Consider the following 20,661-nt stretch of genomic DNA (forward strand, 5'->3'; position numbering starts at 1 on the left):
CAATTTAATAAAAGCGAGGTAAATAATATGACTTTTGAAGAAAAATTACAAGCATATGCAGAACTTACGGTGAAAATCGGTGTCAATATTCAACCAGGGCAATACTTATTAGTCAATACATCAGTGGATGCATTGGATTTCGCCCGTATAGTTGTGAAAGAGGCTTATAAGGCTGGGGCAGGGCGTGTTCATGTTAATTTTTCGGATGAAGAAATGGAACGTGCTTACTTTGATTATGCCTCAGATGAAGAATTTAATCGCTTCCCAGAGTGGATAGTCAAAATGAATGATGAGCTGATCGAATGTAAAGGAGCACTATTAATGATAGATGCTACAGATCCTGATAAATTTACAGGTATTTCATCTGATCGTCTAGCTACCTATCAAAAGGTAGCAGGAGCTGCTCTGAGAAACAATCGCAACGCCGTAATGAAGGATTCAATAGCTTGGTCGATGGTAGCAGTTCCTTCACCAAAGTGGGCATCGAAGGTGTTCCCAGGTTTAGCAACTGAGGATCAAGTACCAGCATTATGGGAGGCTATTTTTAAAGCTGTTCGTATTGGTGACGGCAGTGCTATTGAAAAATGGCGTGAACATGTAACAAATTTAGAATCTCGTGCGATCCTACTGAACGATAAAAAATATATGAAGCTTCACTATACAGCGCCAGGTACTGATTTAACAATTGCATTAGCACCACAGCATAAATGGGTTACTGGAGGTGGTAAAACTCCTGATGATACTATCTTTATGGCTAATATGCCGACAGAAGAGGTTTATACGTTACCGATGAAACAAGGTGTAAATGGCTATGTAAGCAATACAAAACCATTAGTTTATCAAGGGAATATTATCGATGGCTTTAAACTGACATTTGAAGAAGGAAAAATTGTTAAAGCTGAAGCACAGGTAGGACATGATTTATTACAAGAGCTTATTAATGTGGATGAAGGCTCTTGCTATTTAGGTGAAGTAGCACTTGTACCACATGAATCACCAATTTCAGCATCGGGAATTTTATATTTTAATACATTGTTTGATGAAAATGCATCGAACCATTTAGCGATTGGTAAAGCTTATCCAACTTGCTTAGAGGGTGGAAGAGATTTAGAAAACGATCAGCTTGAAACGTTAGGGGCAAATATTTCAGTAACACATGAGGACTTTATGATTGGCAGCAGTGAGATGGACATTGACGGTATTCTACCAGATGGAACTGTAGAACCAATTTTTCGTAAAGGTAGCTGGGCATTTTAAGTTTTTAATTTGAATAAAGGAGTAGAGTGGATGAAACGGTTACTAAGCATAATTGGTGCAACTATATAGGTGTTTCATCTGCTTTTGCTTAGGCTGAAAACTACCTCTTTAATTAGAAGTAAAATGCATGCAAAGGAGATAGGCCAATGAATTTCTGGGAAGTTGTTTTGATAGTAGTGAATTTTAGTCTATTGAGTTGGATACTGTTAATAGGCAGAGAAACGAAAAAGTGGTCTAAATTAGCTACTTTGATTGCCGTTGTAATGGTTACAGTTCAGTTATTGGCAGAAGGTTTTAGGTGGCAGATGATTCCGGCATATGTATCCCCAGTTATCTTAATTTTATGCTATTTATTAGCTGGGCGGAAAAAGGGCTTTAGAAGTTCGGGTATATTCATAGTTAAGACTTCGTTACTATGTATCTATTTGTCTGTAGCAGTTGCGCTACCCTTACTTATGCCAGTATTTTCATTTGAAGAACCAACTGGTCCACATAGGGTCGGTACGAAGCTATATCATTGGGTTGATCATCAGAGAAATGAACCATATTCAAAAAACCCAAACGATCGGCGCGAACTGATGGTGCAAATTTGGTATCCTGCAGCTGAAAAAAGCAAGGGGGATCCAGAACCTTATATTCGTAACATAAATGAGCTCTCCAAGGGATTGGAAAAAACATTGTCTATTCCTGCATTTGCATTCAGCCACATGGAATTGGTAAAGTCTCATTCGTTTATGGATTTACAACTCTCAGACTCAGAGAATCACTATCCCATATTACTCTTCTCTCATGGTTTTAATGGTTTTCGTAATCAAAACACGTTTCAAGTTGAGGAGTTGGCTAGTCAAGGATATATTGTTCTAAGTATCGATCATACCTTTGATGCTGCAGCTACCGTCTTTCCAGGTGGTCGAACTGCTTACGTACAGCCCATCAATTTAACTGATGAAGGAGATAGTCACATAAAATTATGGGAGGAAGATGTCAGCTTTGTCCTTAATCAGATAGAGAAACTTAACGAAAACGATGAGACCGGTTTCTTTACAGGAAGACTGGATACCTCGCGAATTGGAATGTTTGGCCACTCTTACGGTGGAGCTACCGCAGCACAAATACTTGCAAAAGATTCTCGTGTCAAAGCAGCTATCAATATGGATGGTACATTGTATGGTGAAATCTTGCCTGAAAGTGGCATTGGAAAACCATTTCTGCTCATGAATGCAGAAGAGCCTGATGAAGCAGATCCCTTTGAAGTGAGGGAGCGATACGGACGCGGGTTAGCTGGCGGTGGTATGTCAATAGTCATTCCTCATACGGATCATACAAGCTTTACCGATTTACATTTGTTCTCACCTCTGTTGCAGAGCCCAGGTGAAAATCCAAAGGAAGTTCATCGTATTATTAACGAATTCAGCCTGGCATTTTTTGACCAGTATGTAAAACAGAAGGATGACGGCTCAACCCTTAAAAGGCTGATAACCAAATACCCAGAAGTGAATTTTAAAATAAACCGATAACTTTATGCAGAAAGTAACTCGTACCATTTCCTTTGGCTCTTGTATTTATTACATTAAAGAATTTAATTTCTTCATCGTTATCTAAATAATGAAATGCTAAAAATGAAACATTCAAAGTACTATCAGTTTCAGGAATATAATTCTTTTTGAAAAGCTACATTCAGCAGCTGGACACTTTATTTGAGATTGTTTATTATAATATCAAATGATATATTTATCTATCAAAAATGACGACTTTATACAGAAAAAGGGAGAGATTGACGATGAAGAAAGACTTGTCAGCGTTGAAGGAAGCGAGATTTAATGCAATTCTTGATTCAGCTACTATATTGCTTGTTGAAAATCCTACTGCTTCGATGAATGAAATTGCGGAATATGCGGGAATTGGAATTGCTACACTCCATCGCTACGTCGAAAGCAGGGAGAAATTGATGCTGTTCTTGGGCCATCGGGCTATACAACTGGTAAGTGATACTGTAAACCAGATTCCACTGGATGAGGAAAGAAGCGAAAACTATATCCCGGAACTCATTGAAGCGTTAATCCCTTTAGGTGACAAAATCTATTTTCTAGGTCATGATGCATCTGTATTTAACAACAAAGAATTAGGTGAAGCAGAAGAGAAGCTGAGGGAACCCTTAAGACGCGTTATTGAATTGCTACAACAAAGAGGTTACTTTCAGCAAACAGTTAGCAGTGAATGGATTTTGAATACGCTTTATGCTCTGCTTTTCCATACCTGGGAACAGGTACATGAAGGAAATGTGGCTAAAAAATCTGCTGCAGAGCTTGTTTTAAATACATTTTATTATGGTTTCAAAGCTAAGGATGAATTGAGAGGGAAGTGAACTGATTCAAATCCATGATAATTAATATTAATAATATAGAAAGTGAAAAGGAGCAATAGGATAATGAATAAAATCTCTATTGTAAAGGCTGTTCATCAATCCATGGTCGGCGCCCAGCTAAATGTAATGGCATTGGAATACATGGCGTTTCCACTTGCAGGATCTGAGGAGAAGAACACAGTCGATTGGACATTTTGTAAGCTATGGCGGCAGGAGAACAACCGTTTTAGTCATCAATACGCCTATGAAGCTCAAATGGACGGGAAAACTTTAGGGATGATTACTTGCTATCCCATACCCGTTTTAAATCGTCTTGCCTGGCCCACTTTTAAACAGCTGCTTTCGTTCCGGAAGCTGGGTTTTGTTGTTTATAACATTCTGAATATCAAAATGCTTTATTCCATGTTTACCTTGAAGGAGGGAGAAGATGACGAGTTTCACATCGGAACAATTGCCTTACTGCCCGAAAGTCGAGGACTAGGGATAGGTACCAGATTAATTGAGTTTGCTGAGGAACAAGCTTCGCTGCAAGGCTTTGCCAAATGCTCTCTGACGGTAAAGAAAGAGAACCAACTTGCCATTAAATTGTATCAGAGGATAGGCTACCAGATTACAGGTGAAATCAATAAACCAAAGTTATCGTTGTACAGAATGGTCAAAAACGTAGAACCTTACAACCATTTATAAAAAATTTGTACAGTATTAGAGGGTACCAGCACATGCCCATAAGCTTAAGGATTCAAAATTACCCCAAAGTAAAAAATGTACATTTTTTACAAGTTAACACAAAATTTTAGCTTGATAGTGATGGGATGAGGCTTCTATATAAAAAAACACAGTTTACACTCAAACTGTGTTTTTTCGACGTATAATGCTTTATCAACATCTCTTTTTATTCTTTAAAATCTGCAACAGAACCAGGCCCCTCCTCAAAGTATAAATTCCAAGGGAGGAACCGTTTTTTTATTTACTTATATACGTACAGCTGTACCACTGACAGCAACCATTAACATTCCATCACGTACAACTTCGTAATCTACGTCAATACCAACGATAGCGTTCGCACCTTTTTGTTTTGCAAGTTCTTTCATTTCGTCCATTGCAATATCACGAGCGTCTTTTAGCTTACTTTCATAAGCACCAGCACGGCCACCGACAACATCACGAACTGAAGCGAATAAATCGCGGACAATGTTTGCACCCATAATAGCTTCACCATTTACAATATCAATATACTCAATAATTTCTTTACCTTGAATTCCAGACGTTGTTGTTACAATCATAACCGATACTCTCCTAATAAGTTGTAGTTTTGATAAGATTTCTTATGCTTTAGAAAAAGTGGTTCTGGTACCAAAAATACTCGATAGAAACATAGAGTATTTTTGCATCAAAACCTTCAATTACATATGTCTTGTTATGACATATGCAATTAAATAAAAGGAATAAAATTGTTTAACATATGTATCGCTATAACATATGCAAGGGATCTATTAGAAATAAGATAAGCCGCAGTAAGCATCACCGTACCAGGTAAATATATAGCAAGATCCGAAAGTTGATTTGAATGAAGACCTGCAAAAATTATAATCGAAACGATGGATGCAATAGCAGTACCAACATATTCCGAAAAACGATTCACTAATATATGACGAAATATGATTTCTTCAATTATTGGCCCTATAATCCCAAATAGAAGTAATGTGAATATAATAGGCACCTCTGCGCCCCTTGTAAGGACCTGTTCTTGGTTCTCTGGCTGACCTATGTTTAGAAAATGCATAATAGAATTTTCCACAATTACCATAAGTAAAACCACCATAGGAATGCTTACTATTTTCAAAATTGTTTTCTCTTTAAAATAAGTAAAACTTTCAATAATTTCTTTCCTAAAGAAAATTATTCCTACAATAGCAGGTACAGTCAAACCGATGGCACTAAGAGCAAATTCTGATTCAACTAAATTACTGTTAGTTAAAAGTGATAGGCCAAATAATATGAACAAGCCAATTTGGAGTAGTGCAAACATTGTATAAACTATTAGCATAATAATTTCTTTTTTATTCATTTTTATAAAGTTCACTTTATTACCTCCATAATTAAGTTACTTAGAATCTTTGATTTTTCTTGCTGCATTAGGTTCTCCTTCTAAAATATATTTATTTAATACCGAACCGGACCGTTCGGTTCGGAAACTAATGATACTATAAGTTTCTAGTTTTTTAAACCCCTTTTATAAATTATTAATAAAATAAAAATGGTAAATAACAAATATATTTATATCTCAGTTGCTTATTTACAAGCAAATTTCAGTACTCATTAATTTTTGACAATTAGCTTTTTATAGAATGAAGTGATAAGGCTTTTAACTGCAAGGACTGCGGGAGATATCCTAATATACGAAGTGAAAGTGGGAGTAGTTCAAACACTTTAGCTAAACATATTAATAAAAATTATATATAATAATCATAGTCTATACGTTAAAATTAACTATATATTTTTACACCTTCTACAATTGTAGGTGAAATTAGTTGTATAACAGGACTGAATTAAATAATTGGACATGTTAATTTTGACAGAAAATTTATTTGAATGATATAGATAATACAATTTGATTACCTCTTTTCAAACTGTATTGTTTGAGGTTCACATAATATAGGGATGGATAATATATTTTTGTTCCAAACTTATTTATACTTACAAAAAAATTCAAGAAAATAGATGGTAAATATCACCTGGAATATTAAGCTCGTTTTTATTAGGAGGATTACAAAGTATGACTAAAGTTGATAAGATTAAAGAAAAAATTATTGAAACATCTTTATATTTATTTAATACTAATGGGATAACTCGCACATCCATACAGGATATAATGACAGCTACTGAACTACCTAAAGGATCTATTTATCGTAGATTCAAAAGTAAAGAAGAAATTGTCCTTGCTGCCTATGACAAAAGTGGTGAGATTATGTGGAGTCATTTTCATAAAGCAATGGAAAATAAAAAGACAGCAATCGATAAAATCCTTGCAATTTTCCTTGTATATCAAGATGCAGCTAATAATCCTCCTATTGCTGGAGGCTGTCCATTACTTAATAGCGCAATTGAAAGTACTGGAGTATTTCCAGAATTACAAAAAGCAGCAGCAAAAGGTTATGATGATACAGTAATGTTAATGGCTTCTCTCATAAAAGAAGGAATAGAGAAACAAGAACTTAAAGAAGATATAGATATTATATCGCTCGCTTCTTTTCTTGCATCTTCAATGGAGGGAGCTATTATGGCAAGTCGCGTATCTAACGATAATATACACCATCATTATTTTATTGAACAAATAAAACATCATCTTTTCTCTTATTCTAAATAAGTGAGAACTTGCAGTGTTTCCATCCGATTTTTATAAACTTAAATTGAATACATACCCCTTATGAACAGTATCTTTTGTTTATGAGGGGTATTTGAATAGCTTTTAGACGATGTTTCATGTTTCTTATTGAACGGCTTTGTTATCGTTACTACAGGAAAAGCAATAAAGAATTACATATAAACCGATTTATATGTTTTAAGTGTTTCTATATTGGGTTTGTAAATCTACACAATAAGGTTTCATTGTATATAATAAGTGGAATAGAAGTTCAGTTAGATAAAATTCGGTAGTCGAATTTTTTTGCATAAAGCTGTATAATGCTTGTAACGAAAGGGAAATACAGGAAGGGATTTGTAATGAGTTACTATGGAAAAAGATAAACAACAATTAAGCGTTGAAGTTGCAAGATTATATTATCAATCAGATTATAGTCAGCAAGAAATTGCTAATAAATTAAATATTTCAAGACCGACGATTTCTAGATTGTTAAAGTACGCGAAAGAAAAAGGGTTTGTTCAAATTAGCATCGCTGATCCATTTGCTGATTTAGATAACGTCGGGAATTTACTGAAAGAAAAGTACAACTTGTTAGAGGCACATGTGGTATTTTCTCCAGTGCCGGAATATGCAACGATTACAGAGTATATAAGTAAATATGCTGCTGAGTATATGGAAAAGACGGTTAAAAACGGTGATATTGTTGGTGTAAGCTGGGGCATGACTATGTATGAAATCGCTAGAAAAATCGTACCGCAACATGTAAAAGGGGTAGAGGTTGTCCAGCTAAAAGGTGGTATTAGTCATTCAAGTGTAAATACATATGCGAATGAGACGATAGCTTTATTTGCAGATGCTTTTCAAACGACGCCAAGAAATCTACCTCTTCCGGTTATATTTGATAATGCAGTGACAAAAGAATTAGTGGAGCAGGATCGACATATTCATCACATTATCGAAATGGGAAAACAAGCGAATATTGCAATTTTCACTGTAGGAACAGTGCGAGACGAAGCGCTATTATTCCGATTAGGTTATTTCGATAAGGATGAAACAAATTTACTCAAAAAACAATCGGTCGGTGACATTTGTTCACGTTTCTTTGATGGTGACGGAAATATTAGTAGTGAAGAAATCAATAAGCGTACCATTGGAATTGAGTTAGAGGAACTGAAATTAAAGAAACGCTCTATTTTAGTTGCAGGTGGTAATAGAAAAATAAAAGCAATTGATGGTGCGTTACGTGGCGGGTATGCAAATGTATTAATTATCGATCAGCATACAGCAAAAGAACTGTTACATTATCAAAAAGGTTAGAAATAAAAGGAGTTCTCAAAATTAACATATTGAGAACTCCTTTTATTTTGTTATGTATGAATGATAGGAGTCTTTTTTGAACACAATTTGCCTTTTTAAAAATAATTATGGATATGGAGATACATACTACCATTGTTAACATAGAAAATTTGATTATATATGAACTGTTCTTTGTTAGAATGCGCTTTATTTACTACAAGAAAATGCTTTTTAAAAAAGAATGAACAAAATTTCAAAAGCGTATTTACATTTGTTCAACTAAGAGTTAGAATGAAGTTGTTAAAAGATATGAGGAGTGAAGATAATGAACATTGCAAAGTTAATTGACCATACAATTTTAAAAGCTAATACTACTAAAGAAGATGTTATGAAAGTAATCGAAGAAGCAAAGAAATATAAATTCGCTTCTGTTTGTATTAACCCAACATGGGTAAAATTAGCGGCTGATGAACTAGCTGGACATGATGTAGACGTTTGTACTGTAATCGGTTTCCCATTAGGAGCAAGCACTACTGAAACAAAAGCATTTGAAACAAAAGATGCTATCGCAAAAGGTGCAACTGAAGTTGATATGGTAATCAACGTAGGCGCTTTGAAAGATGGCGACAACGAACTTGTTGAAAAAGACATTTATGAAGTAGTACAAGCAGCAAAAGGAAAAGCTCTTGTAAAAGTAATCATTGAAACTTGCCTATTAACAGATGAAGAGAAAGTACGTGCTTGTGAATTATCAGTAAAAGCTGGTGCTGATTTCGTAAAAACTTCAACTGGATTCTCAACTGGCGGAGCAACTGCTGAAGATATCGCATTAATGCGTAAAACAGTAGGACCAAACGTTGGTGTAAAAGCATCTGGCGGTGTTCGTACACGTGAAGATGCAGACAAAATGGTAGCTGCTGGAGCTTCTCGCGTTGGAGCAAGTGCTAGTGTTGCAATCGTATTAAATGATGCAAAAGGTGCTACAGATAACTACTAATCGATAAAAGCTTAAAGCAATAGATATACGTTTAAAGTATATCTATTGCTTTAATAATTGAAAAAATGTAAGCGGATACGAATGGGAGGAAACGGCTTATGAAATACTTAATCGGTGTTTTTGGCCTCGTATTGATTTTAGGTATCGCTTGGCTTGCTAGTAATGATAGAAAGAAAGTCAAATATCGTCCAATCATAACGATGGTTATATTACAATTCATTTTGGGGTTTCTATTATTAAATACAAGTGTAGGGAATATATTAATTAGCGGAATAGCAGATGGTTTTGGAGAGCTATTAAAATATGCCGCTGACGGTGTGAATTTCGTATTTGGTGGATTAGTAAATCAAAAAGAATTTTCGTTCTTTTTAAGTGTATTAATGCCAATCGTATTTATATCAGCCTTAATAGGTATTTTGCAACATATTAAAGTATTACCTATTATTGTGAAATCTATCGGTCTAGCATTAAGTAAAGTAAATGGAATGGGGAAACTAGAATCATATAACGCTGTTGCATCTGCGATTTTAGGACAATCTGAAGTATTTATTTCAGTTAAGAAACAACTAGGGTTATTGCCAGAGAAAAGAATGTATACATTATGTGCATCAGCAATGTCTACAGTTTCTATGTCTATCGTTGGATCATATATGGTGTTATTAAAACCACAATATGTTGTAACCGCTTTAGTGCTTAACTTATTCGGTGGTTTCATCATTGCTTCTATCATTAACCCATATGAAGTTACTGAGGAAGAAGATATGTTAGAAGTACAAGAAGAAGAGAAGAAGACCTTCTTTGAAGTATTAGGGGAATACATTATTGATGGATTTAAAGTTGCGATTACAGTAGCAGCTATGTTAGTCGGTTTCGTTGCTCTTATCGCATTCATTAATGCAGTATTTAAAGGTGTAATCGGTATTTCATTCCAAGAAATTCTTGGTTATGCATTTGCACCATTTGCATTTATTATGGGTGTACCTTGGCATGAAGCAGTTAATGCCGGAAATATTATGGCAACAAAATTAGTATCAAATGAATTTGTCGCTATGACAGATTTAGCACAAGGAAACTTTAATTTCTCAGATAGAACGACAGCGATTATCTCTGTATTCTTAGTTTCATTTGCAAACTTCTCTTCAATTGGGATTATTGCAGGGGCAGTTAAGAGCTTAAATGAAAAGCAAGGGAATGTAGTCGCAAGATTTGGTTTGAAATTACTATTCGGTGCAACATTAGTAAGTTTCTTATCAGCAACAATCGTTGGCTTATTATTTTAATAGATTTATATAATATAAAAAGGAATGGTGATTGTAATGAGAATGGTAGATATTATTGCAAAAAAACGTGACGGCAAAGAATTAACGACTGAAGAAATCAAATTCTTTATTAATGGATATACAGACGGAAGTATTCCTGATTATCAAGTGAGTGCGCTTGCAATGGCAATCTTCTTTAAAGATATGACAGATCGCGAACGTGCAGATTTAACGATGGCGATGGTTGAGTCTGGAGAAACGATCGACTTATCAGCAATTGAAGGAATTAAAGTAGACAAACATTCAACTGGCGGTGTTGGTGATACAACAACATTAGTATTAGGACCGTTAGTAGCTGCTTTAGATGTACCAGTAGCAAAAATGTCTGGTCGTGGTTTAGGACATACAGGCGGAACAATTGATAAATTAGAAGCGGTAGAAGGATTCCACGTTGAAATTACGAAAGAACAATTCATTGATATTGTAAACCGTGACAAAGTAGCTGTTATTGGACAAACAGGAAACTTAACACCTGCAGATAAAAAGATTTATGCATTACGCGACGTAACAGGAACTGTTAACTCAATTCCTTTAATCGCAAGTTCAATTATGAGTAAAAAAATTGCAGCTGGTGCTGACGCAATCGTACTTGATGTAAAAACAGGTGCTGGTGCATTTATGAAAACAGAAGAAGATGCAAAAGAATTAGCACATGCAATGGTACGTATCGGAAATAACGTAGGACGTCAAACAATGGCAGTTATTTCAGATATGTCACAACCTCTTGGATTTGCGATTGGTAATGCTCTAGAAGTGAAAGAAGCGATTGATACGTTAAAAGGTGAAGGTCCAGAAGATTTAACAGAATTAGTACTCGTATTAGGAAGTCAAATGGTCGTACTTGCGAAAAAAGCAAATACGTTAGAAGAAGCTCGTGAAATGCTAATTGAAGTGATGAAGAACGGAAAAGCAACTGAGAAGTTTAAAGAGTTCTTAAGCAATCAAGGCGGAGATAGCTCAATTGTAGACAATCCAGAAAAAATGCCACAAGCGAAGTATGTAATTGATGTACCTGCAAAAACTTCAGGTGTTATTTCTAACATTGTTGCAGATGAGATTGGCATTGCAGCTATGTTACTTGGTGCAGGTCGTGCAACGAAGGAAGATGAAATCGATTTAGCAGTAGGATTAATGTTACGTAAAAAAGTTGGCGATGCAGTAAAAGAAGGCGAGCCTTTCGTAACAATCTACGCAAACCGTGAAAATGTAGAAGATGTAAAAGCAAAAATTTATGAGAACATCTCTATCGCTGAAACAGCAGTGGCTCCTAAATTAGTTCATACAGTTATTACTGACTAATCATCATTTCATTTACTTTGAGGGGGAAATAATATGGATAAGAAAAAATATATTGAAGAAGCAAACAAGATGTTATCGAAAGCGTATATTCCGTATTCTAAATTTCCTGTTGGCGCAGCGTTAGTTACGAAAGAAGGGAAAATCTATACTGGTTGTAATATAGAAAATGCTTCTTATGGTTTATGTAACTGTGCAGAAAGAACAGCAATATTTAAAGCGGTATCAGAAGGGGAGCGCGATTTTAGTTATTTAGTTATTACAGGAGAAACTGATGGACCTATTTCACCATGTGGTGCGTGTAGACAAGTAATTGCTGAATTCTGTGATCCGAAAATGCCTGTATTACTAACGAATGTAAAAGGTGATGAAAAAGAAGTGACTGTTGAGCAATTACTTCCAGGTGCTTTCACAATTGACGATTTAAAATAAGTTAAAAAGCCATTTTGCAATTATTAATTGCAGAATGGCTTTTTTGTTCATATTCCGTTCATAAACTTTGCGTAAAATGATTGCAGCGAATATGGAAAGTTTACAGCAGGAGGAATATAATGAAGAAATTCTATAATGTGGCATGTAGTTACTTATTGGTTTATGATTTTGTTAAAAAAGTCATTTAAATAGATAGGAGTGGAAAGTATGATAGCACTTTTATCAAGTGTCGTAGCAGTTTGTATGGCTGTTGGGGTAATGTTTCTACGTTTTAAAGCAGCGAAAAAGCCGGTAACGAAAAAGAAAATTATATTGCCGCCAATTTTTATGAGTACAGGCGCAATGATGTACTTTTTACCAGAGTTTCGATTAACATCGTTAGAAATAGTCGAGGCAATTAGTATAGGGCTTATTTTCTCTATTTTTCTTATTAAAACAACTAAGTTCGAAATAAAAGGCGAACATATATTTATGAAACCGTCAAAAGCATTCATATTTATTTTAGTAGGCTTATTAGCTGTACGCGTGGCATTAAAGTCATATTTAAGCCAATCGATTGATTTGGCAGAGTTAAGCGGAATGTTTTTCTTACTTGCATTTGCGATGATTGTGTCGTGGAGAATTGCGATGTATCGCTCGTTTACTAAATTAGAAAAGACAATAAACAGAGCTGGAATTTCTATATAGGAAATCCAGCTCTGTTTATGTTTTATTAAAATTCTTTAGCGTGGAACTCATTTGCTTAATTTTAAACGTATTTGAGCATCTTGTAATGCGGCTGGTGTAACGTTAAGACCATTTTGATCAACAATTTTTGTGTTTAATAAAATGGAATCTAAGCTTCCACGAAATGTTTGTGTATAGTTTTGACGCAACATTTGTTGTTCTTGTTTTTCATCAACTGTTAATCCAGATGTTCTTTCTTTTTTTGATAATTCATTAATACGGAATAAAATGTTTTGCATTTTGTTCACCTCTTGTTTTAAATTAAATTAGTAACTTACTAATTTATAGTTATTGTAACTTATTTAGTTGTTTGTGTCAATAATATCTAAAATTTAGTTAAAAATTGACGAAAAATTATAACAATAATAGAATGAATTGTATTGATGATTAGTTTCACAAGCATACATAGAACACTAGGGGGATTATTATGAAATCAACATTTTTTTCTCAAAATAGAGAACGATTAGCAAACACATTACCAGAGGGATCTATTACGGTTTTATTTGCGGGACAAGCACCGCATATGTCAGCTGATGCACATTATAAATTTGTACCGAATCGTAATTTTTACTACTTAACGGGAATCGATGAACCAAATGTTATTTTTATGCTGAAAAAGTTTGGGAATAGTGTAGAAGAGACACTTTTCATTGAAAAATCAGATCCAGTAATGGAAAAATGGGTTGGGAAGACAGTTTCTAGCGAAGAAGCAGAGGGAATTTCAGGTATAAAGAAAGTTGTATATTTAGATAGCTTTGAAAAGACAATGTCAAATATACTTTTTACAGAAAATGCGAAGCATCTATATTTAGATATAGAACGTCGTGATTGGAATGGTACGGAGACAAAAACATTAGCATTTGCTAAACATGTAAGAGAAAAATACCCACACGTAACAATTGGTAATGTATATCCGAACATTTGTGAATTACGAGTGTTTAAAACAGAGGAAGAAATTGAAATTATTAAAGAAGCGATTGCTGTAACGAAAGATGGTATTTACAATGTGTTAAAAAATGCAAAAGCAGGCATGATGGAGTATGAATTAGAAGCTCAATTTGATTTTACACTGAAATCATCTGGCATTAAGCACCATGCGTTCAATACAATTTTGGCGAGTGGGAAAAATGCTACAGTTCTTCATTATGAAGATAATGATGCACAAATTCAAAATGGTGACTTAGTATTACTAGATTTAGGTGCTCAAAAAGACTACTATAACGCTGATATTAGTTATACATTCCCGGCAAATGGAACATTCTCTAGTCGTCAAAAACAAATTTATAATATTGTATTAAAAGCATTAAAAGAAACAACAGCGCTTATTAAGCCAGGATTAAAGTTCGCTGCATTAAATGAGCATACAAAAAAGGTACTGGCAGAAGAGTGTAAAGCAATTGGTTTAATTCAAGAAGATGAAGAGTTATCAAAATACTATTATCATGGTGTCAGCCATTTCCTTGGTTTAGATACACATGATGTAGGAACATATAAAGATAGAATGTTAGAAGAAGGTATGGTTATAACAATTGAACCTGGTCTTTATATTGAAGGAGAATCAATTGGAATTCGTATTGAAGATGACATTCTTGTAACGAAAGACGGGTATGAAAACTTGTCAAAAGATATCATTAGAGAAGTTGAAGAAATTGAAGAATTTATGAGTGTAAATAATGAACATGTAAAAGGAAACCAAGCTGTAGTTAAATAATAAAAGAGTCATCACTAATTTATTTGAACTTTATCTCGAATCGTGGACAATTAAAAAATCCATGATTCGGGATAGGGTTCTTTTCTTCGAAATACTAATCTTTAATTATTAATCCTAATAAAGTAGCAAACTGAACAGCTTGATATGTTGATACTTTACATCCTCTTAAATCGTTCACTGAAACTGTAAGTGTATCAAAGGTAGAAGAACTAATATCTATCCCCTTCAGTGATGTCTGATCAAAATTAGCTTCATCAAGACTACATAATTGGAATTCAACTTTTTTAAGTTTACAGTCAAAAAAATCTGCATTATTTAATGAAGTTTCATTAAATATAATTTTTTCTAGTTTAGAATTTCCAAATGCTGCTAAATTCAAAATTGAATTCTCAAATTTAACATTTCCTAAGCTAGATTCTGTGAAATTTACTCCGATTAATTTACTATTTTTAAATTCGACTCTGTGAACAGAAGAATTGCTTAAATTAACATTTGATAAATCACAGTTTTCAAAACAAACATCTGTAATATCAATATTGCTAAAGTCTGTATTAGTGAATTTACAATTCTTTATCACTGCATCATACAATCGCACTCTATCTACACATTCATTTTCGAAAGTGGAGTCTATAATTTCACACACTTCCAATGTTGGATCTTCTTCATAAAAAATATCTTGAAAATTCTTTGAAGATAACTCTGGTGAAATTTTTGGTCTATCAATTTTCATCGTATATCAATCCTCTTCTATTTGATATATTTGTGTAATTTGAGTCTATTGTCTTCTTGTAAGGAACATTAGTTCTTATTATACAAAAATGTAAGTTCTTTTGTGAAGAGCATTTTAGCTACATTTTTCTTATTTAATAATAGCAGTGTTATTGTTTCTTAAGAAATAACGTCAAAACAAATACGAGAACGGCTAATATAGTCGCTACAAGGAAAATATTTTGTATTTCTAAAATATTCGCCTCTTGTAATGTCTCCGCTTTTAGTAATCTTCCAATTAGCTTACGTAAGATCTAATTACATCTCCTTATTTTCTTGAAAATCAACTTCTATAATGATTTTGAAAAAGAAAAAGGGGGGATTTTCCATGAAGCGATTTGTATTAGCAGTCATTACAGTCTCTGCAATATTTTTAATTGCTGCCTGTTCTGTGACGACAAATACAACAAATAATCATAAAAATATGAATGATAAAAAAACACTACAGACTGAAACAGCTATAACACCATTGAAGGTTGAAAAAGGACCAGAAGTTACTTTAATAGCGAAAGAAGAAAAGCAAAAATTAAGTAACGGTGTTGTTGTTCCAGTCTGGACATTTAATGGCTCATCTCCTGGTCCAGAAATTCGGGTGAAAAAAGGTGAAAAGGTGAAAGTGACATTAAAAAATGAATTATCTGCACCAGTATCTATTCATTGGCATGGATATCCTGTCCCAAATAACATGGATGGAATTCCAGGTGTGACACAAGATGCAGTTGAACCAGGAAAAAGTTTTACTTACGAATTTGAAGCGAACGTACCAGGAACGTACTGGTATCACTCGCATCAAGATTCTGTAAATCAATTAGATAGAGGTTTGTATGGAGCGCTCATTGTAGAAGATACAAAGGAAAAATATGATAAAGATTACACATTAATGTTGGATGAATGGGTTACAGATAAAGAAGAAATGAATAAGCAGTTAAAAGAAATGACAAAAGGGCAAATAGGTAATAAATCTAAAGGTAATGAAAATGAGGAAAAGAATGATGATAAGAACGGCATGGCTCATTCTGGTATGGACATGGGCAGTGATCAAAAAGACTCTGGCAATATGGCAGGAATGGACCATGGAAATATGAAGATGGAAGGTCATGATATGAGTATGTATGATTTATTCACAATCAATGGAAAAAGCGGTGATTTAGTAGTGCCATTGAAACTGAATAAGGGAGATAAAGTTCGTCTTCGACTCGTTAATGCTGGTTATCTATCACATGATATACATGTTCACGGTCATGATATAAAAGTAATTGCGACAGATGGTCAACCAATAAACGATCCAAAAGTTATAGGGGATAAAGTAATTTCAATTGCACCGGGTGAACGTTATGATGTTGAATTTACTGCTAACAATTCGGGGAAATGGTATGTTGAAGACCATTCAGAAAATAAAGGTGCAAAAGGAATGAAAGCTGTTATTGAATATGATGGCAGCAAAGAGATGAAAGATAAAGCAGATGAAAAAGAAAAATTACCGAAATTAGATATGACGAAATATGGTGCTAAAAAATTAGGTAGTTTCACGTTAAATCAGCAGTATACTGCCACATATAATATGGACTTAAATACGCAAATGAATGGAAATGAAATGGTATATACAATTAACGGAAAGGTATTTCCAGATATTGACCCAATTCAAGTAAAAAAGGGTGATTTAGTAAAAGTAAAATTAGTAAATGGTTCTAAAATGGACGATCATCCAATGCATTTACATGGTCACTTCTTCCAGTTATTGAGTAAAGATGGAAAACCGATAGAAGGTTCTCCAATTGTGAAAGATACATTGAACTTAAAACCGGGAGAAGAATATGAAGTAGCCTTTGTAGCAGATAATCCGGGCGATTGGATGTTCCACTGTCATGATTTACACCATGCTTCAGCTGGGATGGTAACAGAAGTAAAATATACAGATTACAAATCGGATTATGTTCCAAACCGAAACATTCCTAATAAGCCAGAGTAATATTAAGCAGTTATCCTATGGATAGCTGCTTATTCATTTTTGTTGCAAGTACTAATGTATGTGTTGATCATGCCCGGATGTAGGTGAGGGAGTATGATCTGGGAATGTCGCGAATACGGCAACGATAATTACTACACTAATTGAAAGTAATGACAAAAAACGCTGTTGGATAAAAGTAGAAAAGTTCTCCGATAATAATTGAATCACACAGGACATAGTAATCGTTATAGTAAGTAAAAGGCTAATGAACAATATACTATGAGCTTGTTGAGCGTTTAACATTTCTGTAATCATTGCTCCCATCATACTTGCCATTAATCCAGAGAACATTCCTTCTAAAGCGGTATATAGGTGAAAACGTAGACCGATTAAAAAGCCGATAAAACCACTAATTGAAATAGCAAGCAAAGTAGAATATAGTAATTCCTCCTTAAAGAGAATGCCTAAGTAAAAAACAATACTTAAACCGATACTCATACTAAAAGACATAATAAATACCATATACTCCATTAGGGTACCCTTACGTTTAGAAATATAGGATGTAATAAGAATCGAAGTACAGCAAAGTGTTAAGGTAGTTAACGTATAAGCAAACATTATGATACCTCCTTGTCCTATCGTTCATTTCATCATATGTTTATATGGAGGGTACTTATGCTTATTAATATTTGCATATTATCTGCACAATTTCATAGATGTAAGCAAAGGAACGCTTGATTTTTTAGGGCGTCTTTTTTAATTATAAGCATGTGAAAGAAATTGTTATATTATGAGTTTCTATTGTGAAGCCATAAAGAATAAGCGTATAATATTATAGGTCTCCCATTTGCGAGACAAACCGCGAATGATAAATAAGATTGTTGTTTTATCATCGCTTCTAAACATATAGACAATGAAAGTAACACTGGAATACAGATAGGGAGTTATAAAATGAAATTAATTATTGCCGAGAAACCAGATCAAGGGTTGGCTCTTGTTTCACAGTTTAAATATCGCCGGAAAGATGGATATTTAGAGGTAGAAGCGAATGAGTTATTTCCAAATGGAGCGTACTGTACATGGGCAATTGGTCATTTGACGCAGTTATGTAATCCAGAGCATTATCACGCAGAGTGGAAAAAATGGTCACTTAATACGTTACCGATGATTCCAGAGCGTTTTCAATTTGAAGTAACAAAGTCGAAGTATAAACAGTTTAACGTTGTGAAACAGCTGTTACATAATCCACAGGTAACAGAAATTATTCACGCAGGCGATGCTGGGCGTGAAGGGGAACTGATCGTACGAAATATTATTAATCTTTGTAACGTGCAAAAGCCGATGAAGCGTCTATGGATTTCGTCTTTAACGAAGCAAGCTATTTACCAAGGGTTTAAAAATCTACTTGATGAATCAGATACAATTAATACGTATTACGAAGCATACACAAGATCTTGTGCTGACTGGGTTGTTGGTATGAATGCATCACGTGTCTTTAGTATTTTGCTAAAGAAAAAAGGAATGAATGATGTATTTTCTGCTGGTCGTGTCCAGACACCAACGTTAGCATTGATTGTAAAGCGAGAGAAAGAAATTGAAAACTTTAAGTCAGAGCCTTTCTGGGAAGTGTTTGCAACCTTTAATATAGAAGGAAAGAAATATGACGGAAAATGGGAAAAGGATAATGAATCCCGCTTAAAAGACCCTGATATGGCGAATAAAATTGCGGCATTTTGCCAAGGAAAACCGGCTGTTGTGAAGGAAATGAAAACGGAGCGTAAAGAGTTTCAGCCGCCACTTTTATTTAACTTATCATCACTGCAAGCAACGGCAAATAAAGCCTTTAAGTTTTCACCGAAAAAGACGCTTGATATAACGCAAGCACTCTATCAAAAAGGGATTGTTTCTTATCCACGTTCAGATTCTAACTATGTTACACAAGGAGAAGCAGCGACGTTCCCTGATATTTTACAGAAGTTAAGTCAGTTTGATGAATATAAAGGCTTATTACCGGCTCCGGTTGAATCCATTATGAATAACAAGCGTTATGTAAATGAAAAGAAAGTAACAGATCACTACGCAATTATTCCGACAGAGCAAGTTACAAACCCAAGCAGACTATCAGGTGATGAAAAGAAAATATACGATATGATCGTAAGAAGGCTTATTGCAGCTCATTATGAAGTTGCAATCTTTGACTATACAACGATTGTAACGCTTGTAGATGAACGTGCTGAATTCATTTCAAAAGGAAAACAGCAAATTCAAGAAGGTTGGCGTAAAGTTATTTTCCAAGACGATAAAGATGACGAAACCATTCTTCCAATTGTAGCTGAAGGCGAAGAAGGAAAAGTTGTAAAGGTGAAAGTGAAAGAAGGAAAAACACAGCCACCGAAGCGCTATACAGAAGGACAACTTATTACGTTAATGAAAACAGCTGGTAAGTATTTAGAGAATGAAGAGCTGGAGAAAGTATTAAAGAAAACAGAAGGTTTAGGTACGGAAGCGACTCGCGCAGGTATTATTACGATGCTGAAAGACCGTAAGTATATAGATGTAAAGAAAAACCAAGTGTATGCGACTGATAAAGGAAAAGTATTAATTACCGCAATTGGTGATAAAATACTAGCTTCACCAGAAATGACTGCGAAATGGGAACAACGTCTTGCGGAAATTGGTGAAGGTACAGCTTCACCAGCTACATTTATGGAACAGACGAAAAAGCTATCAGCTAAAATTATTGAAGATGCAGTGGAAATGTCTGAGAAGTGGGATTTCACTGGACTACATGTTGAATCGATTGAACGAAAAGGATCGAAATTTACAACGGGTAAAAAGGTTGGTAGCTGTAAAAAATGTGATGGCGATGTAATTGATAAGTCAACGTTTTACGGTTGTTCTAACTATAATACAACGCAATGTGATTTCACCATTTCAAAGAAGATATTAAGTAAAACAATTTCGCAAAAGAATATGACAAAGCTCTTAAAAGGTGAAAAGACTGATTTAATTAAAGGCTTTAAAAAGGGCGAGAAAACGTTTGATGCGAAATTAGAGTGGAAAGATAATAAGATTAATTTTGTATTTGAGAATTAATTTGTTAAAAGAGCATGACATAAAACTGTCATGCTCTTTTGTTTTTCTTTTATATAAAATTTAACGATAAAAAAAATCCTTTAAAT

Annotated in this window: 19 protein-coding genes; 14 read left to right on the plus strand and 5 right to left on the minus strand. The window is 34.4% G+C overall.

The window, feature by feature from the left end; all coding sequences use genetic code 11:
* The first annotated feature begins 27 nt into the window (after window positions 1–27).
* The 4 genes from ACS2QP_RS03820 to ACS2QP_RS03835 all read left to right on the plus strand — a co-directional run bounded on the left by ACS2QP_RS03820 (window position 28) and on the right by ACS2QP_RS03835 (window position 4,309).
* Window positions 28–1,257 carry an aminopeptidase gene (locus ACS2QP_RS03820; protein ID WP_017673936.1) on the plus strand — a complete coding sequence of 410 codons (1,230 nt, stop codon included), beginning with the start codon at window positions 28–30 and terminating at the stop codon, window positions 1,255–1,257.
* Between the two features lie 146 nt (window positions 1,258–1,403).
* On the plus strand, window positions 1,404–2,774 hold the full coding sequence (locus ACS2QP_RS03825) for an alpha/beta hydrolase family protein (protein ID WP_017657309.1): 1,371 nt from the start codon (window positions 1,404–1,406) through the stop codon (window positions 2,772–2,774).
* A 263-nt stretch (window positions 2,775–3,037) separates the two neighbouring features.
* Complete coding sequence (locus ACS2QP_RS03830; protein WP_000710981.1) at window positions 3,038–3,622, plus strand: TetR/AcrR family transcriptional regulator; 585 nt, start codon at window positions 3,038–3,040, stop codon at window positions 3,620–3,622.
* A gap of 63 nt (window positions 3,623–3,685) precedes the next feature.
* Window positions 3,686–4,309 carry a GNAT family N-acetyltransferase gene (locus ACS2QP_RS03835; protein ID WP_001033856.1) on the plus strand — a complete coding sequence of 208 codons (624 nt, stop codon included), beginning with the start codon at window positions 3,686–3,688 and terminating at the stop codon, window positions 4,307–4,309.
* Between the two features lie 284 nt (window positions 4,310–4,593).
* On the opposite strand, the gene ACS2QP_RS03840 is transcribed toward ACS2QP_RS03835, so the two are convergent.
* Together ACS2QP_RS03840 and ACS2QP_RS03845 are read right to left on the minus strand one after the other, a co-directional pair.
* Window positions 4,594–4,905 carry a heavy metal-binding domain-containing protein gene (locus tag ACS2QP_RS03840; protein WP_000637505.1) on the minus strand — a complete coding sequence of 104 codons (312 nt, stop codon included), beginning with the start codon at window positions 4,903–4,905 and terminating at the stop codon, window positions 4,594–4,596.
* Between the two features lie 149 nt (window positions 4,906–5,054).
* A complete protein-coding gene (locus tag ACS2QP_RS03845) occupies window positions 5,055–5,705 on the minus strand; it encodes a CPBP family glutamic-type intramembrane protease (RefSeq protein WP_001009308.1) in 651 nt (216 codons plus the stop codon).
* A 693-nt stretch (window positions 5,706–6,398) separates the two neighbouring features.
* Here ACS2QP_RS03845 and ACS2QP_RS03850 point away from each other — a divergent pair.
* From ACS2QP_RS03850 to ACS2QP_RS03880, 7 genes are all read left to right on the plus strand, one after another.
* Window positions 6,399–6,989 carry a TetR/AcrR family transcriptional regulator gene (locus ACS2QP_RS03850; protein WP_000169640.1) on the plus strand — a complete coding sequence of 197 codons (591 nt, stop codon included), beginning with the start codon at window positions 6,399–6,401 and terminating at the stop codon, window positions 6,987–6,989.
* 366 nt (window positions 6,990–7,355) lie between these two features.
* The gene (locus ACS2QP_RS03855) at window positions 7,356–8,303 is read left to right on the plus strand and encodes a sugar-binding transcriptional regulator (RefSeq protein WP_000409781.1); all 948 of its coding nucleotides are present in this window, start codon (window positions 7,356–7,358) and stop codon (window positions 8,301–8,303) included.
* Window positions 8,304–8,607: 304 nt separating this feature from the next.
* Complete coding sequence (deoC, locus tag ACS2QP_RS03860) at window positions 8,608–9,279, plus strand: deoxyribose-phosphate aldolase (protein WP_017673935.1); 672 nt, start codon at window positions 8,608–8,610, stop codon at window positions 9,277–9,279.
* A 98-nt stretch (window positions 9,280–9,377) separates the two neighbouring features.
* Window positions 9,378–10,559, plus strand: a complete 1,182-nt coding sequence (locus tag ACS2QP_RS03865; RefSeq protein WP_000876188.1) for a NupC/NupG family nucleoside CNT transporter — start codon at window positions 9,378–9,380, stop codon at window positions 10,557–10,559.
* A gap of 36 nt (window positions 10,560–10,595) precedes the next feature.
* Complete coding sequence (locus ACS2QP_RS03870) at window positions 10,596–11,897, plus strand: pyrimidine-nucleoside phosphorylase (RefSeq protein ID WP_001983022.1); 1,302 nt, start codon at window positions 10,596–10,598, stop codon at window positions 11,895–11,897.
* 33 nt (window positions 11,898–11,930) lie between these two features.
* Complete coding sequence (locus tag ACS2QP_RS03875) at window positions 11,931–12,326, plus strand: cytidine deaminase (RefSeq protein ID WP_000358533.1); 396 nt, start codon at window positions 11,931–11,933, stop codon at window positions 12,324–12,326.
* Between the two features lie 207 nt (window positions 12,327–12,533).
* Window positions 12,534–13,013, plus strand: a complete 480-nt coding sequence (locus ACS2QP_RS03880) for a CcdC family protein (RefSeq protein ID WP_000561074.1) — start codon at window positions 12,534–12,536, stop codon at window positions 13,011–13,013.
* Between the two features lie 47 nt (window positions 13,014–13,060).
* On the opposite strand, the gene ACS2QP_RS03885 is transcribed toward ACS2QP_RS03880, so the two are convergent.
* Window positions 13,061–13,291: a DUF896 domain-containing protein gene (locus ACS2QP_RS03885; protein ID WP_001179621.1), complete on the minus strand. Its 231-nt coding sequence runs from the start codon at window positions 13,289–13,291 to the stop codon at window positions 13,061–13,063.
* Between the two features lie 188 nt (window positions 13,292–13,479).
* Here ACS2QP_RS03885 and ACS2QP_RS03890 point away from each other — a divergent pair, with 188 nt between their 5' ends.
* On the plus strand, window positions 13,480–14,763 hold the full coding sequence (locus ACS2QP_RS03890; protein ID WP_326235402.1) for an aminopeptidase P family protein: 1,284 nt from the start codon (window positions 13,480–13,482) through the stop codon (window positions 14,761–14,763).
* A gap of 94 nt (window positions 14,764–14,857) precedes the next feature.
* Here the strand turns inward: ACS2QP_RS03890 and ACS2QP_RS03895 are convergent, their stop codons facing one another.
* A complete protein-coding gene (locus tag ACS2QP_RS03895; RefSeq protein ID WP_000687265.1) occupies window positions 14,858–15,493 on the minus strand; it encodes a pentapeptide repeat-containing protein in 636 nt (211 codons plus the stop codon).
* Window positions 15,494–15,859: 366 nt separating this feature from the next.
* On the opposite strand from ACS2QP_RS03895, the gene ACS2QP_RS03900 reads away from it, so the two are divergent.
* Entirely contained in the window at window positions 15,860–17,500 is a 1,641-nt protein-coding gene (locus tag ACS2QP_RS03900; RefSeq protein WP_326235401.1) for a multicopper oxidase family protein, read from the plus strand.
* 51 nt (window positions 17,501–17,551) lie between these two features.
* Here the strand turns inward: ACS2QP_RS03900 and ACS2QP_RS03905 are convergent, their stop codons facing one another.
* Window positions 17,552–18,097, minus strand: a complete 546-nt coding sequence (locus ACS2QP_RS03905) for a hypothetical protein (protein WP_017673929.1) — start codon at window positions 18,095–18,097, stop codon at window positions 17,552–17,554.
* Window positions 18,098–18,430: 333 nt separating this feature from the next.
* Between ACS2QP_RS03905 and topB the strand changes: the two genes are divergently transcribed.
* A complete protein-coding gene (gene topB, locus ACS2QP_RS03910) occupies window positions 18,431–20,575 on the plus strand; it encodes a DNA topoisomerase III (RefSeq protein ID WP_000766771.1) in 2,145 nt (714 codons plus the stop codon).
* Window positions 20,576–20,661 lie beyond the last annotated feature (86 nt).

It is taken from the genome of Bacillus cereus group sp. Bce019 (assembly GCF_051781745.1).
In the GTDB taxonomy this organism is placed as follows: Bacteria; Bacillota; Bacilli; order Bacillales; family Bacillaceae_G; genus Bacillus_A; species Bacillus_A cereus.